Annotated in this window: 11 protein-coding genes; 10 read left to right on the forward strand and 1 reads right to left on the reverse strand. The window is 38.5% G+C overall.

Annotated elements, in window-relative coordinates:
• The first annotated feature begins 33 nt into the window (after positions 1 to 33).
• From G7Y57_RS07335 to G7Y57_RS07380, 10 genes are all read left to right on the forward strand, one after another.
• Complete coding sequence (locus G7Y57_RS07335; RefSeq protein WP_165021648.1) at positions 34 to 3,093, forward strand: hypothetical protein; 3,060 nt, start codon at positions 34 to 36, stop codon at positions 3,091 to 3,093.
• A gap of 38 nt (positions 3,094 to 3,131) precedes the next feature.
• A complete protein-coding gene (locus G7Y57_RS07340; RefSeq protein ID WP_165021650.1) occupies positions 3,132 to 5,267 on the forward strand; it encodes a hypothetical protein in 2,136 nt (711 codons plus the stop codon).
• A 32-nt stretch (positions 5,268 to 5,299) separates the two neighbouring features.
• The gene (locus G7Y57_RS07345) at positions 5,300 to 5,857 is read left to right on the forward strand and encodes a glucose-6-phosphate isomerase family protein (RefSeq protein ID WP_165021652.1); all 558 of its coding nucleotides are present in this window, start codon (positions 5,300 to 5,302) and stop codon (positions 5,855 to 5,857) included.
• A gap of 11 nt (positions 5,858 to 5,868) precedes the next feature.
• Positions 5,869 to 6,831 (forward strand): ROK family protein, encoded by a 963-nt coding sequence (locus G7Y57_RS07350; RefSeq protein ID WP_165021655.1) that lies wholly within the window; start codon positions 5,869 to 5,871, stop codon positions 6,829 to 6,831.
• Positions 6,815 to 8,590, forward strand: coding sequence for a class I mannose-6-phosphate isomerase (locus G7Y57_RS07355; RefSeq protein ID WP_165021657.1), 1,776 nt, complete (start codon positions 6,815 to 6,817; stop codon positions 8,588 to 8,590). The genes G7Y57_RS07350 and G7Y57_RS07355 overlap by 17 nt, the downstream gene beginning before the upstream one ends.
• The gene (locus G7Y57_RS07360; RefSeq protein ID WP_165021659.1) at positions 8,583 to 9,374 is read left to right on the forward strand and encodes a glucose-6-phosphate isomerase family protein; all 792 of its coding nucleotides are present in this window, start codon (positions 8,583 to 8,585) and stop codon (positions 9,372 to 9,374) included. Before G7Y57_RS07355 ends, G7Y57_RS07360 begins: the two co-directional genes overlap by 8 nt.
• Before the next feature lie 48 nt (positions 9,375 to 9,422).
• Positions 9,423 to 10,763 carry a sugar porter family MFS transporter gene (locus G7Y57_RS07365; RefSeq protein WP_165021661.1) on the forward strand — a complete coding sequence of 447 codons (1,341 nt, stop codon included), beginning with the start codon at positions 9,423 to 9,425 and terminating at the stop codon, positions 10,761 to 10,763.
• A 29-nt stretch (positions 10,764 to 10,792) separates the two neighbouring features.
• Positions 10,793 to 13,483: a carbohydrate-binding protein gene (locus G7Y57_RS07370; RefSeq protein ID WP_255491367.1), complete on the forward strand. Its 2,691-nt coding sequence runs from the start codon at positions 10,793 to 10,795 to the stop codon at positions 13,481 to 13,483.
• 195 nt (positions 13,484 to 13,678) lie between these two features.
• The gene (locus G7Y57_RS07375; RefSeq protein WP_165021663.1) at positions 13,679 to 14,113 is read left to right on the forward strand and encodes a DUF3788 family protein; all 435 of its coding nucleotides are present in this window, start codon (positions 13,679 to 13,681) and stop codon (positions 14,111 to 14,113) included.
• 3 nt (positions 14,114 to 14,116) lie between these two features.
• The gene (locus G7Y57_RS07380) at positions 14,117 to 14,608 is read left to right on the forward strand and encodes a 3'-5' exonuclease (RefSeq protein WP_165022002.1); all 492 of its coding nucleotides are present in this window, start codon (positions 14,117 to 14,119) and stop codon (positions 14,606 to 14,608) included.
• A 69-nt stretch (positions 14,609 to 14,677) separates the two neighbouring features.
• Here the strand turns inward: G7Y57_RS07380 and gap are convergent, their stop codons facing one another.
• The gene (gene gap / locus G7Y57_RS07385) at positions 14,678 to 15,688 is read right to left on the reverse strand and encodes a type I glyceraldehyde-3-phosphate dehydrogenase (protein ID WP_165021665.1); all 1,011 of its coding nucleotides are present in this window, start codon (positions 15,686 to 15,688) and stop codon (positions 14,678 to 14,680) included.
• Between the last annotated feature and the right edge of the window lie 26 nt (positions 15,689 to 15,714).

Here is a 15,714-nt window from a genome sequence, read left to right on the forward strand (position 1 = left end):
ACTGAGTTTACACACCCTCTAAAAAGGCTGATTATGAGAAAAATATCAATAATTATATTTCTATTGGTGCTATCTTCCAATTGCTTCTGGGGACAAGATAATTTGTCTTTGCGATACATCGGAAAAGCTCCTACCTCATTGATAGGGGATGGGAAATATATAGTAAAAACAACACCCGAACGTTTTATTGCCGCAAAAGATTTAAAACTCGATGGATCGTTGCATTTCTTAAAAGGAAGAGAAGAATTACTACCTACAAGTACCTTATGGAATTCTACTTTCTTTCCTGGAGGAGCATCATATGATATTAGAATAGGCAGAGATTCGGTTCATGTCATGTATGGCGTATTACCAGCTACAGGTTTTACTATTTGTGTAAAATCGCCTGTAAATATAAAAACCCAACTTGAACTAAAAAACTCTATACCACTATACAAAAAAGAGATTCATAATGGTGGCACAAGCTACACTTTTTTTACACAAAATGAAAATTTTGATTCTGTAGAAAGCTATGAAGCTATGAATACTTTGCTGCAGGAAATCTATACACAACAATTAGTACTAAAATCGCCAAATACTACTCTAAATAAGTCAGTTGCATTTTCCCAATTTTTATTAGATCTGGGATATAACGGCGAAATTATGCTGTGCGAATTATTTCGCTGGCAAGACATCTGGGCTCGCGATTTAGGTTCAGGAATGTTACCCGGAGGACTTGTTTCGGGACGAGCAAAAATGGCTCGACAATCGTTGGATTACGACCTGAATAGATATGCATTAATGTCGCCTCAGGATTGTAAAAACTCAAATGATCCTTCACAAGGAGGCACATCATCCGAAATAGGATGGACGGCTCGTTCGTCATGGAATTATTACCTCCATTCGGGTAATATTCAAACTCTAAAAAAAGATGCAGATATAATCAGACCGTGGATCAATCACTGGATTACCAGAGATTATGATGAAGATGGCTTAATCACGGATGTTACCGAATTTATGGATCACATGATTATGATGCTAACAACTAATGGCGTCAGTACATTGGCAACGAATGCAATGTATGCATGTGCACTAGATTATTTCTCTAAAATAGAAACAGAAATAGGCAATAAAAAAGAAGCAGCTCGCCTGCAGAAACTATATACACGAACCGTAGACGCAATTAATACTGTTTACTGGAATAAAGAAAAAGAATACTTCAACAGCATGACTCTATGGGATATTGTCAGTGAAAGTAGTTCACAGACTTTCCAATCCATATTGCTCAAAATGCATGCGACTGATGACGTGCGAGCTAAAAAGACACTCGATTATTTAAAGAAAAATAATTGGTGCGACTATGGTTCTATAACAATCGTTCCACGTATGAATCATGTAGGGCTAGAGAACGACCAGAATGTGAAAGTATGGCCTTGGTGGAATCTATGGGAAGTAGAAGCACGTTTCAGATGCAATGATAAAGAAGGGGCTTATAAATTATTAGACTTAGCTGCTTCGACAATAGAAGATGAGAAGTACCCCGGACTAATAGAAGAAACACTTGATACAGACGGTACATCTATTGGCGGCAATGTATTTATTACTGCCGCAGGCAATCTACTAGAAGTAGTAGTAAAAGACCTGATGGGTGTGGAAACACTTGCACCGGGTTGGACAGAAGTAAAAGTTGTTCCCGCTGTTCCTGCCGACTGGAAAGATTATGAGTGTAAAATACCTACACCAAACGGGAATATGTTACTCAACTGTAAAAATGGAAAACTAACAGTAACAGTAAAAGATACCAGTATAAAATATGTACATGTTGATAAATTAGATGATGTAAATGTAATAGGTGCAAACAAAAAACAATATGTAAAACCGGTTATCAACGAGAGAACTTATAGTGCAGTATCGAAAATTACTGTACCCCAATTAAGAGAAGGTAAAACCGCAATATTTTATGATCCCGAATTTCATTCTGTAAAACCGGAACTCGAATTGGATGCGATCAATGTCGAATCGTTAGCAAATATGGCTGGTTCATCATACAACAAGCTTATTATACAAGGAAATAGCTTACCACTCTATACTAAATCAGGTAATAATATAAAACGAGCCTTAGAGGCCTATGTAAACAAAGGTGGAACAGTCGTTTTCTATGGTGCTACAGTGAACCCGAAGAGTGATGAAGATGGAGCGGGCATTTTGGGTGAGCAGGGTGGCATTGTCGATTGGTATCAATATCTTCCTGCAAAAGACAGGCAATATTTAAAAGACTGGTTGTTCACTCCACATGTAAACAATACATATCCGAATCAGAAGAACGGCAATTACACTTCTGAATTTACATTAAATTCCGCTTTCAAGGGAAAAGATATTTATATAGAACTTGGAGCTCTCGTTGGACTCGATAGTGTATTTATCAACAATACATATGTTGCCAATTATCGGGATATGGAGCAATTTATAAAACAAGAATATCCGACTAATACTGATTATCCGGACTCGCACCGCTATAAAATGCTTAGCCGTATGTATGTAGTAAAAGCTGGTTCTGATGCTTATAATGCATTGAAATTCGGTTCCTCGAATATAATAGATGTAAAGCTGTATGACGACGGAATGGATTTCGGTTTTTCCGAATCAAATTCACCAAACGTCAGTATACAAACAACCGCAAACGAATGGCAGGCAACAGACGATGCTCTCCCGAATATCGGATTAACCCATCCTAAACGAAAAGGTGTCAATTATTGGGGAAGCGAACAGTTTTTCAATTCGTGGAGTACCAAAAATGGATTATTCGGTTTCGAAATAGAGGGATCAGGTATAGACTTTTGCGATGGGACAGTATTAGAAGGGCTATCGTCCGAAGCATTCCCTGTAAACACTACATATACTGATTTTGCACTGTTTAAACCTTGGACATTCGAAGTTCTCGCATATACAAACACAAAGCAAAATCTGCTTTATCCGATGACTACCGAACGATACCCTTGTATAGTAAGAATTGTAGATACAAAAACGAAGGGCGGTTATATACTGATAACTCCTTCTGTAATAAATCGACCGATAGGTGAAGAGATACTGAAAAAGCTGAAAGTGAAATTATAAATAAAAGATAAAGATTTAATCATCAAAAATATATACAAATGAAAACGAGATTATTATTTATATTATTCATTGTTGGCATATTTTCTCTGTATGCCCAAACATTGAAAGTAGACTACAGATATGCGCCACAGTGGCACGCCTCTACGACTTCTTTACCCGATGACACTTGCAAAACGGTGGTTGGACCTTTAGGACAACTATTATATGAGTTTGGCAGTGATAAATTTTATCCTTACGCAAACAATAAGGGGTTTCGTACTGTGGTGCATGTCTTAGCTGATGAGAACGTAAAAATAAACGATCAAAAACTCTATTCACCTCGTGTTCCTATTGTAGTTACCGAAAGTTCGTATGCAGGAATGGAAATAATCCAAGAGGCTTTTGCTACCGGACTAGACTATATTCAAAAAGGAATAAGCACGAAGAAGGGGAACAGGGAAGATATCGTTCTTACAACAGTAGAAAATAAAACAAACACCCTGAAAACAATTAATCCTGTTTTGATTATCAACTCTGAGCATGAAGTCAAAGTAGAAGGTCGGGTCGTGACTATCAATAATAAAGAACAACTTGTTGTCAGTGAAGAGATCGTAAAAGTAAGAAAAGTACTTAGCGATTCTAAAACATTTCTCGAATTAGCTTCCATACAAATGGCTGCTGGAGAAAAAAGACAAATGGTTGTTCTCTACGACAATGGGAAACAATCGCTGCTTGCTAATGAACTTAAGGCAGATGCTAAATCATTAAATAATAAAATCAATACAATAAAAGAAGAGCATATTTCTTATTGGGAAAACAAAACAGAAATACCTTACGGACATATATCTGTTCCCGATCAGGAAATTCAGAATATTCTGGACGCTTCTATCAGGGGAATCTGGCAGGCACGCGAAATTAAAGATGGTAATATATCTTTTCAGGTAGGTCCAACCTGCTATCGTGGCTTGTGGATCACCGACGGCGCTTTCTTCCTTGAAACAGCGACTATGCTCGACAAAGGAAAAGATGCCCGCTATGGAATAGATTATACTCTCTCGTTTCAACAGGAGAATGGAAAGTTCGGAAAAATGACTCCTAACTATTGGAAAGAAAATGGCATTGTACTATGGACATGTGTTCGCCATGCCATGCTGACACAAGATAAGGAATGGTTGAGATCGATATGGCCTAAACTTCGCAAAACGGTTGCCTATATTAAAGAATTAAGAAAGACAACTCTTGACAATGATATCCCTCTCGACGATGGATTAATACCTCCGGGAGATATAGACGGCGGACTTTGGGGCGGAAAAGATCAGGCAGAATATACTAATATATATTGGAACCTGTCAGGGCTTAAAGCTATGATTCAGGCAGCTAATTGGATCGGCGAAAAGAAAGATGCAAAAGAATGGGATAAAGAATACAAAGACTTTTATGACACATTCCAAGCTGCTGCCCATCGTGATATGCAAACAGATGCTTTCGGAAATCAGTACTTATCAGTATTAATGGACCCTAAGTTTCAGGCATTGCCCCAACGTGCACAATGGGCGTTTTGTCAGGGAATATATCCGGGACAAATATTCGAAAAAGAAGATCCGATTGCTGTAGGAACTATCAATATGCTTCATACAACTTTACAGGAAGGTATCGTTATGGGAACAGGTTGGATGCCCGACGGAATTTGGTCTTATTTCGCAAGCTTCTATGGTCACGCATGTCTTTGGATGGGTGATAGTAAAAGCGCCTATGAATCTCTGTATGCTTTTGCAAATCATGCTTCGCCATTATACGCATGGCGTGAAGAACAAAATCCACGAGATCTGGAACCTAAATTTTGGGGCGAAATGCCACACAATTGGGGGAGTGCAGAGTTTGTCCGTTTAACAGTTCACTTATTGGCACTCGATAGAGGAAATGAAATGCACTTACTCGAAGGCTTACCGGCAGAATGGTTGCAGGCAGGTATGGAAACTAGTCTGAAAGATATAGCTACACCATTTGGCAAACTATCATTTACCTTGAAAGTAAATGAAGCTGGAAATGAGGCTAATTTGACAATAGATAAGTTGACAGATAGTTCTTGTATAGGAATATATGTTCATCTCGGAGAGTGGGCTAAAAACAAAGAATCGAATACTATAAAATTAAATCCTTCCAAATCGAATAGCTTAACAATAGCACTAAGATAATTCAAGAAATATAAATACTAAAACAAATAATTATGAGCACATCTAATATCATCAATCCAGCACTTTTTTTCGCGGATGATAATCTGATCGGAGACAAAGTTGAAAAATCGGTACGTAGAATGAAGGACCTGAAAGGCATATTTCAAGACGAAGCAGCCTTTCTGCAAATACAAGAAGAAAAGCTTGTTTATGAAGTCAGCAGTTTCTTACCTGTAAAAGAGGGTACACCGGGCGGACTATACTTTGGGATTACTTATTTGTACCCGGGTAAAGTAGGCGATGAATATTTCATGACTAAAGGACATTTTCATGCAAATATAGACAGAGCAGAATTTTATTGGGGTCTGAAAGGTGAAGGCATGCTCATATTTATGGATGAACAAAGAAAAGTATGGGCAGAGAGAATGTTTCCCGGTAGTTTGCATTACATACCCGGAGGCATAGCACATCGTGTAGCCAATACCGGCAATCAGATGTTGTCGTTTGGAGCTTGCTGGCCTTCTGACGCAGGACATAATTACGAGGAAATAGCCCAAAACGGGTTTGCCTGTCGCTTGGTAGATAGAAATGGAGTCCCCAACTTAATCTAAATTGAAACAAGATGTATAGCATAGGAATAGACTTAGGAGGTACAATCGTAAAAATAGGATTGATACATTCCGGCAAAATCATCGGATTCACTGTTTTGGATGCAAATTCCCGAAAAGGTTTGGAATCTAACTTGCCATTTATCGAAAAGGCCATTAATGATCTTCTTCTTAAAGAGAGTATTGAGCCTTCGCAATTATCAGGCATAGGACTGGCATTTCCGGGATTAGTAAATCCAATAAAGAAAACAGTTATATCTACAAATGATAAATACGATGATGCTTGCGACCTGAAACTTGACGTATGGGTTAAAGAGAACTGGGCTGTTCCTTTTTGTATGGATAACGATTCGCGCCTTGCAGCAATGGGCGAATGGAAATATGGAGCAGCTAAAGGACGTAATAACGTGGTGATGATGACTATTGGAACAGGCATAGGGACGGGTGTTATAATAGATGGAAAAGTACTTCATGGCGAGCATTTTCAAGCCGGCTCATTAGGCGGACACTTTGTAGTGGACTACAAAGCCAGAAGGTGCACATGTGGTAATATCGGCTGTGTAGAAGCACTAGCTTCTTCCTCTTTTTTGCCTGTCATAATAAAAGACAATAAGTCGCTGACACCAGAATTTAAAGCACGTGCTGATGAATATGATTTCAAGGAAATATTTTCGCTTGCGAATAATGGTAACAGTGACGCTATCACGATTCGCAACGAATGTATGAATGTATGGAGTGCAGCTATAGTAACATATATACATGCTTACGATCCTGAAATAATTGTTCTGGGAGGTGGCATAATGAAAAGCAGCGATGTCATTATCCCTTATCTCAAAGAGCGCGTTGATAAATTAGCATGGTGTCCTTCGGGTAAGGTAAACATTGTTGTTGCACAAGAAGGCGACAATGCTGCATTATTAGGAATAGAACATTGTTTAATAAACGTAAAAGAAAAAAAACATGAAACGATATACTGACAAATCGCCAAACTATGATAAATACCCTGTGATACAAGTACCATCCCATCATAATAAGTGCTCGGTGGGGTGGGAAAATATCACTAAACAGATGCAGGAAAAAATAGATAGTGTAACAACACCGAAAAAAATAATGGTGATTGAATGCTATCAAGGGGTACTTGACAGTGAAGTTGAAACGAATATAAGAAAGGTTTTTGCTTCAGCTATATTCATCAATTCTTCACAAGCAATGTTATCTGAATCAGTCTTGAATGATAAGCTGAAAGCAGATATAACCGACGATGAGATATTCGGCTATATGACCCGATTCAATATCGACTGTTATTTTGATACTGAAAAAGTAGAGAAAGTAAGACAATCTATTTGTGAAGTAAAACAAGGGGTTATTATTATCTATGGAGTAGGAGCGGCTTATATTCAACCAACATACGATATTCTTGTATATGCAGATATGGCAAGGTGGGAAATACAAATGCGCTTCCGCCGAAACGAAATCAGTAATATAGGTGTAAATAATAAAACCGAAAGAGCATCGCTTCAATACAAAAGAGGATTTTTTGTTGATTGGCGTGTCTGCGACAGATTCAAAAAAACATTAATGTCTAAATGGGATTTTGTATTAGATACAAATACAAAAGACGAACCGAAAATGGTGACAGGCGAAGCGGTGATAGCAGGGCTAAAGAAAGCTGTGCATATTCCATTCCGTGTAGTACCATTTTTCGACCCGGGCCCTTGGGGTGGACAGTGGATGAAGCAAATCTGCGGATTGGACGATGATCAAATCAATTTTGCATGGTGCTTCGATTGTGTTCCCGAAGAGAATAGTCTTTTCTTAGGCTTTGGCGGTGTTAAGTTTGAGATTCCGTCTATAAACCTCGTATTTGCTTATCCAAAAGAACTGTTAGGTGATCCGGTACATGCCCGTTTCGGTGATGAATTCCCTATCCGATTCGATCTATTGGATACAATGGAAGGCGGCAATCTTAGTTTGCAAGTACATCCTTTGACTGAATATATCCAAGATAAATTCGGAATGCACTATACGCAAGACGAAAGCTATTATATGCTCGATGCACAAGATAATGCAGTAGTATATCTCGGACTGAAAGATGGTGTTGACTCAGATGCAATGATAGATGACTTAAGAGAAGCTCAAACAACAGGGAAATTCGATACTGATAAATATGTAGGTTGTTATCCTGTGAAAAAACATGATCATGTACTTATTCCTGCGGGAACAATTCATTGCTCGGGTACAGATTCTATGGTATTGGAAATAAGTGCGACCCCTTTTATTTTCACATTCAAACTATGGGATTGGGAACGCCTCGGTTTGGATGGTCGCCCTCGTCCTATAAATGTAGAACATGGCAAAAATGTAATACAATGGGATAGAACTGAAGATTGGGTAAAGAAAGAAATTCTTGATCGTGTCACTGTGGTTGGCGAAGGCGAAGGCTGGATAGAAGAGCATACAGGCTTGCATGAACGTGAATTTATCGAAACTCGCAGGCATTGGTTTACCGAATCGGTACTGCATAATACAAACGATTGTGTAAATGTACTGAATCTGGTAGAAGGGCGTGAAGTAATAATCGAAAGCCCGACTAAGGCATTCGAGCCGTTTGTAGTTCACTATGCGGAGACTTTCATTATTCCTGCAAGCGTAGGTGAATATACAATAAGACCTTATGGTGAATCGGAAGGACAGAAATGTGGAACTCTTAAAGCATATGTAAGAAACCATGCCTGAATCAAATATATTTAATCCCGGGTTTTCTATCCAAATGACAGAAAACCCAATGGGTTTCATTTATGGAACCGATGTTTTTGGACCGGAAGTTGAAAATCGCCGATTGGATGATATTCGCAAGAGTCTGATGAATCCTGAATGCGATGGACCTTCTACCGTCTATACGATTGCAATGGATGTAGGGAAAAATACACATCGCCAATTACTAAACGATTTGCATCTTCTCTATGGCGTAGTTACTTATGCTGCCGGCAAACTGGGCAAAGAACCTATCAGAAGTCAGGGACATATACACAAAGTTTCTCTGTATAGTGGATGGTCTACACCCGAAGTATATGAAATTTGGTCGGGAGAAGCTATTATCTATATGCAGGAGTATGCGGAAGATGAACCGGGAAGATGTTTTGCTGTATATGCAAAACCGGGTGATGTAGTGATAGTTCCCCCTTATTGGGCACATGCTACAATCAGTGCAAACCCTGATAAGCCACTGACATTCGGCGCATGGTGCGACAGAGATTATGGATTTGTTTACGATGGGGTAAGGAGTCACAAGGGAATAGCTTGGTTTCCCATATTCAACAATGAAAATAAAATTGAATGGATAGCTAACCCTTGTTACAACCCATCGGAATTAATATGTAAATCGCCTGAAAATTACGAGAATCTCGGAATAGAAAAAGGAAAATCTATTTATAAGATATTCGAGGACGATCCTGATACGTTTCTATATGTACCACGACCTCAGTTAAAAGAAGAGGTCTGGACGAATTTTACACCTTAAGTTACCTACTTTCTAATTATATTTACTTACTAAATAAATATAGATACCATGACAAATAATAAATACTTATACTGGATTGTCTTCGTTGCCATAAACGGAGGACTGATGTTCGGACTTAATATGGCGGGTATTGCCGGAGCGAATGACATGATAAAAAGTGAATTCAGCCTGTCTGACAGCGGATTAGGCACTGTCGCTGCATTGCTGACTATCGGTTGTCTGATAGGTGCTTTATTCACAGGAGGAATAACTGAAAAATATGGTAGAAAAAAGGTTATGACAGTAACTGCTGTTCTCTATATTATATCTGCATTGGGATGCGCACTGGCTCCATCTGCAATGTTGCTTACTGCATTCAGAGTGTTATCGGGTATCGCAGTGGGTGCAACTTCGGTTGTAGCTCCAATGTATATATCGGAAATATCTCCTGCTAAAGATAGAGGAAGGCTCGTATCACTCAATCAGTTTGCTATTACGATCGGTATATTGTTAGCTTATGTTTTCGATTACTTACTTGTCGATCTCGGTGATAATAGCTGGCGATATATGTTGGCTGTTCCTGCTGTTTTCGGTGTGTTCTATCTAATATTTCTGCTTACTTCGTTTTGCGAAAGTCCAAGATGGTTGTTAGCGAAAGGCAGACGAGAAGAGGCTGTAGCTATTCTGCAAAGAATTGGTGGTGAAACTTTTGTAAAAGAAGACTTACCCGAGATAGAACGTTCTATCAATGCAGAAAATGCGAAGGATAAAGTTTCGATCGGAGAATTATTCAGAGGGAAAACCGGTAAAGTCGTACTCATAGGAACACTCATCGCTGCATTTCAACAAATAACGGGGGTAAATGCAGTTATTATGTTTGCGCCCGATATTTTTCAGGCAGCAGGTTCCATGAAAGAAGATTCACTTTTCCAATCGATGATAGTAGGTCTTATCAACTTTCTGATGACTATCGTAGCTCTAAGACTTGTAGACTCGAAAGGACGTAAAACTCTTCTCTTGTGGGGAGCTGTCGGCATGACAATAGCCTTAGCTTACCTTACTTACGAGTTTTCGGGCACAAGTACAAACAATACAGGCGTGCTGGTTGCGTTATTAGTTTATATATCGTTCTTTGCAGCCTCGTTTGCTCCTGTAATGTGGGTAATTATATCCGAAATATATCCGAATAGGATAAAAGGATTGGCTATGTCTTTTTCTACTGCGATAACATGGTTGTGTACATTCCTTACTATCCAGTTTGCGCCTATCATTAAAAGTTCGTTAGGGCTGGAATGGCTGTTTGCTATCTTTGGAGGATTCACCGTATTGGCATTTATCTTTGTTAAAATATGGATTCCCGAAACAAAAGGAAAATCGTTAGAACAAATAGAAAAAGAATTAGGATTATAAAAAATCGATATTAACTAAAATATGAAGACATGAAAAAGTTATTAAACTATATAGGTCTCTTTTTACTCCTGATCAGCACCGGCTGTTCCAACAAAGGGAATAACGAAAACGTGTATTCGGAATGGAGTTTCCAATGCCGCCAGACAGGAGAATATATCTACGAAGATAACGGATCTATAAAATTTGGAAAAGAACCGGCAAACGATAGCTATCTGTGGATAGCAGAATCGACAGAAACAGAGAGCGTAAAATTTAAAAATAAAAAGACAGGTAACTATCTTCAGTTAGATGCTGACGGTAATGTAGTCAGTAAGGATACTGAAAATGCTAACGAAAATAACCTGACATGGTCTTACAAAGGCTTCGGCATTCGCCAAATGAAAAATTGTGGTTGGTTTACGATATCCAATCTATCGGGAGGTGAAGATAAGTTTCTGACACAAACACCAGATGGTTTAAGACTCGAATCGCTGGATAGAAATGCAGACTTCAATTCGCATTGGACGGTTGTCAGAGAAAAAGGTTCTTTACTACCTTATACATTGTCTCCGGACAGTGTTGTTGAAGCTTCTTTTCTTGGATTACGTACATCGAAAGCTATATCGCCGACCGAAATACTATCAAATTATCATGGTGATGGCGGACATTGGAAATTGAAGGAAGATATTTCTGCTTTTCCTCAGTTTACGGCTGACAACAATACAATGGTTGTTGCATTGTACAATATGGCTTTAGAAGAAATGCAGATGAATCTTCGTTCCGATTCTACATTCAGTACAGGTGCTTTATGGCCGGATACATGGACACGCGATGTGGTTTACAGCATGTATTTCTCATTCTCGTGGATACATCAGGATATATCTAAAAAAACACTCCGCAAGCAAACTTTGGACAATCCTAAAGAAGCGCTTCAGGATACAGGTACAGGCGGTTCATGGCCTATCTCTACCGACAGGGTAGTTTGGGCACTTGCTGCGTGGGAATATTATTTATCAACAGGCGATAAGGAATGGCTGGCCGAAGTGTATGATGGTTTAAGCTATACTGCTACAAAAGATATCCATGTGGCTTTTGACAAGAACATCGGTTTATTCAGAGGCGAAACCTGTTCTATGGACTGGCGTACACATACTTACCCTAACTGGTTTTCGAACGAGAATATCGGAGAATCATTTTCCAGCGGAACTAATGCCTTACACATGTTTATGTACGAAATTCTGATGAAGTCGGGTAAAATGTTGGGCAAAAGTGATGAAGAAATAAATGTTTGGGAGAAATATTACACATCGGTTAAAAACGGATTAAATAAATATTTCTGGGATAAAGAGCGTAGTCTCTACACTGCTTATTTATACCCTGAATATTTGAACTACCGATCTACTCAACGGGTAGATGTGATGGGTAACGGTTTATGTGCCTTGCTAGGTGCAACTTCACCCGAACAAACGGTGAATGTAGTAGAGAATTTTCCTCTTTATCCATACGGAGCTGCGGTATTGTATCCTACTATCCCTGACGATTTTGCTTATCACAACAAAAGTGTGTGGGCTGTATGGCAAACACCGTATATGTATGCTGCAAAACGAGTTGGTAATATGACAGCGGCAAGCCATATTATGAAATCGCAAATAAGACAAGGGGCTATGTTCCTTACTCATAAAGAAAATATGACTCATGATACAGGATATGATCGTAATACGGCATTAAACTCCGATCGTCAGTTATGGTCTGTAGCCTCTTATGTAAGTATTGTATATCGTATGTTATTCGGGATGGAAATGACAGAAACAGGATTAAAATTCAATCCTATTGTTCCATCCGATATGATAAACGGAGCATTACATTTGAAAAATTTCAAATATAGAGATGCCGTTTTGGATATTACTGTAAACGGCTTAGGTAATAAAGTAAAATCGCTAAAAGTCAATGGCAAAGTACAAACCTTACCTTTCGAACTACCTGCCGCATCTAAAGGCAAATTCGACATTGAAATAGAAATGGAAGCAGATCCGAATATTTCAACTAAGATCAACATGGTAGAAGCTGGTCCACGTAAATGTTGGTCACCGATAGAACCAGTATTGAAAGAAGAGAACAGTAAATTATCATGGGTTCAAAATGAAGGGTTGAAGAGTTTCGTGTATGATGCTAATATCAATGAAACTGCAACTTCACCTTATGATTTGAATAATAAACCTAATGGTTTTTACTCGGTGTATACTGTCGATCAAAAAGGCTTTGAGTCTGATCTATCCAACCCATTTATCCATTCGACTTCGATAAATATATATGAAGTAGAAGATGCAAAATATAAAGGCACTGTTAAAAATTCTGCTAAGGGTTTCTCGGGAAAAGGTTATATTGAAGATATGGCGAATAACAGCGCAAATGTAGAGTTGACAATAGATATTAAGGAAGCCGGAAATTATGGAGTTGCTTTGATAGGCTCTAACGGTAGAGGCCCTCACGATGTATATTGCTATATCCGTTCGGTATTTGTAGATGATGTAGATACGGGTACTTTTATCTTAGAATCTTCTGGTGACTGGAATACATGGACAACGTCGAATTACTTGATATTAAAAAACATCCCTGCTGGCACTCATATTATTAAGCTGCGATTGAATCCGGAAAACAAAGGATTCGATAGTAATATGTCGCATGGGAAAAAAGATCAAAATGATGCATTTCTTGATTATTTGAAAGTCGTTAAGCTGTAATACGATTAGTAAATGACATCCCTGCTTGGTCCTCATCCTAGGCAGGGATTTTTTATATACTATTTAAAATAAAAGCTTGTTGATAATGTTTTATTTCAACCTTTTACTGGGAATCAATTAAATTATATCTTTGTATTATATAATACAATAGAGACATTAATTATTGGTGTAATTCAACCTTAAAAACAAAATACAATGAAAACAGAAAATCCGATCCAACTCTTACGGGAAGAAGAGGTAAAACCAACAGATATAGTCTTGGAAGCGGCTTTAGGAAAAGATCTTTTCGTAGTTTATACTAAACTATTAGAGATTATCTGTTCAGAATTTCAAATGGAATATGAATGGAGATTTTATAAAGATGGCAAGTCATGGTTTTGTAAAGTAGTCTATAAGAAAAAGACAGTTTTTTGGCTCTCTATTTGGGCGAAATTTATAAAGACCGGTTTCTATTTTACAGAGAAAACACGTGGCGGAATTTACGATCTCGAAATCAGTACCGAAATTAAAGAAAGCTTCAAAAATGCAGATGCCATCGGCAAATTAATTCCGTTGATACTCGATATTGAGAAAGGAGAACAACTGGCAGATTTGACAGAAATTATAAAATACAAGAAAAGCCTGAAATAAATGATACGGGATTTTGCAGCTATCGATTTTGAAACAGCTAATGAACAACTATCCAGTGTTTGCAGTATAGGAATTGTTGTTGTCAGGAACGGTATTATCACAGACCGTTTCTATAGCCTTATTCAACCCGAACCCAACTATTATAGTCTTCAGAACAGTAGTATTCACAGTTTAACTTACGAAGATACAGTGAAAGAAGCAGTATTCTCTAAAGTATGGTTTCGAGTGGAATCTCTCATTGAGGGGCTTCCGTTAGTAGCACATAACAAAGGCTTTGATGAAGCATGTCTTAAAGCTGCATTCAAAACTTATCAGATGGACTATCCCGACTATCGGTTTTATTGTACATTGGCAGAGTCCAGACGGCAATTGAAACATCTTCCTAATCACCAGCTTCATACTGTAGCTGCCGATTGCGGATATATTCTCACTAATCACCACCATGCTTTGGCTGATGCAGAAGCTTGCGCGGAAATTGCAATGCAACTGTTATAAAAACCTATATATAAAAACAGGCTATATCAATTGATAGCCTGTTTACTTATTTATTTAGATAGTTACCCTTTATCCATTAACCTTTTTCATCGTAGCTATTGAATCTAACACTTTACAGGAAAATCCCCATTCATTATCATACCATGCAACTACTTTGACAAAAGTCGGGCTTAATTGTATCCCTGCCTTTTCATCAAAAATAGCCGTATATGGATTTCCTATAAAATCAGATGATACAACATCGTCTTTAGTGTATGCAAGATATCCTTTTAAAGAACCTTCCGAAGCTTGCTTCATAGCCTTACAAATTTCTTCATAAGTTGTTTCTTTAGCCAGACGAGCTGTTAAGTCGACTACTGAAACATCAAGAGTTGGAACGCGGAACGACATACCGGTTATTTTTCCATTCAGTTCGGGAATAACCTTGCCTACAGCCTTAGCTGCACCGGTTGTAGAAGGAATAATATTACCTGAAGCAGCACGTCCACCTCTCCAGTCTTTCATTGACGGGCCATCTACGGTTTTTTGTGTAGCAGTTGTAGAATGTACTGTTGTCATCAGAGCTTCCAGAATACCGAATTTGTCGTTCAATACTTTCGCTACCAGCGCAAGACAGTTTGTTGTACAAGATGCATTCGAAATGATCTGCGTGCCTTTTGTATATTTATCATCATTCACACCCGGAACAAACATCGGAGTATCGTCTTTAGATGGGCCCGACATGACTACATACTTTGCTCCGGCAGAAATATGCCCCTGAGCTTTTTCTTTTGTTAGGAATAAGCCTGTCGATTCTACAATATATTCAGCTTCCACCTCATTCCATTTCAGATTAGCCGGATCTTTCTCGGCTGTAACACGGATTGCATTGCCATTTACAACAAGTTTGCCATCTTTGGTGTCGATCGTTCCATCGAATTGTCCATGGATGCTATCGTATTTAAGCATGTAAGCAATATACTCGACATCCATTAAGTCGTTAATCCCGACAATCTGGATATCCTTCCTACTCTGTGCAGCACGAAATACTAAGCGTCCAATACGTCCAAAACCATTAATACCTACCTTAATTGTTCCCATAATAATCTGATTTTAAATAATAAAAC

Origin of the sequence: Dysgonomonas sp. ZJ279, from assembly GCF_011039205.1 — a bacterium.
Classification (GTDB): Bacteria; Bacteroidota; Bacteroidia; order Bacteroidales; family Dysgonomonadaceae; genus Dysgonomonas.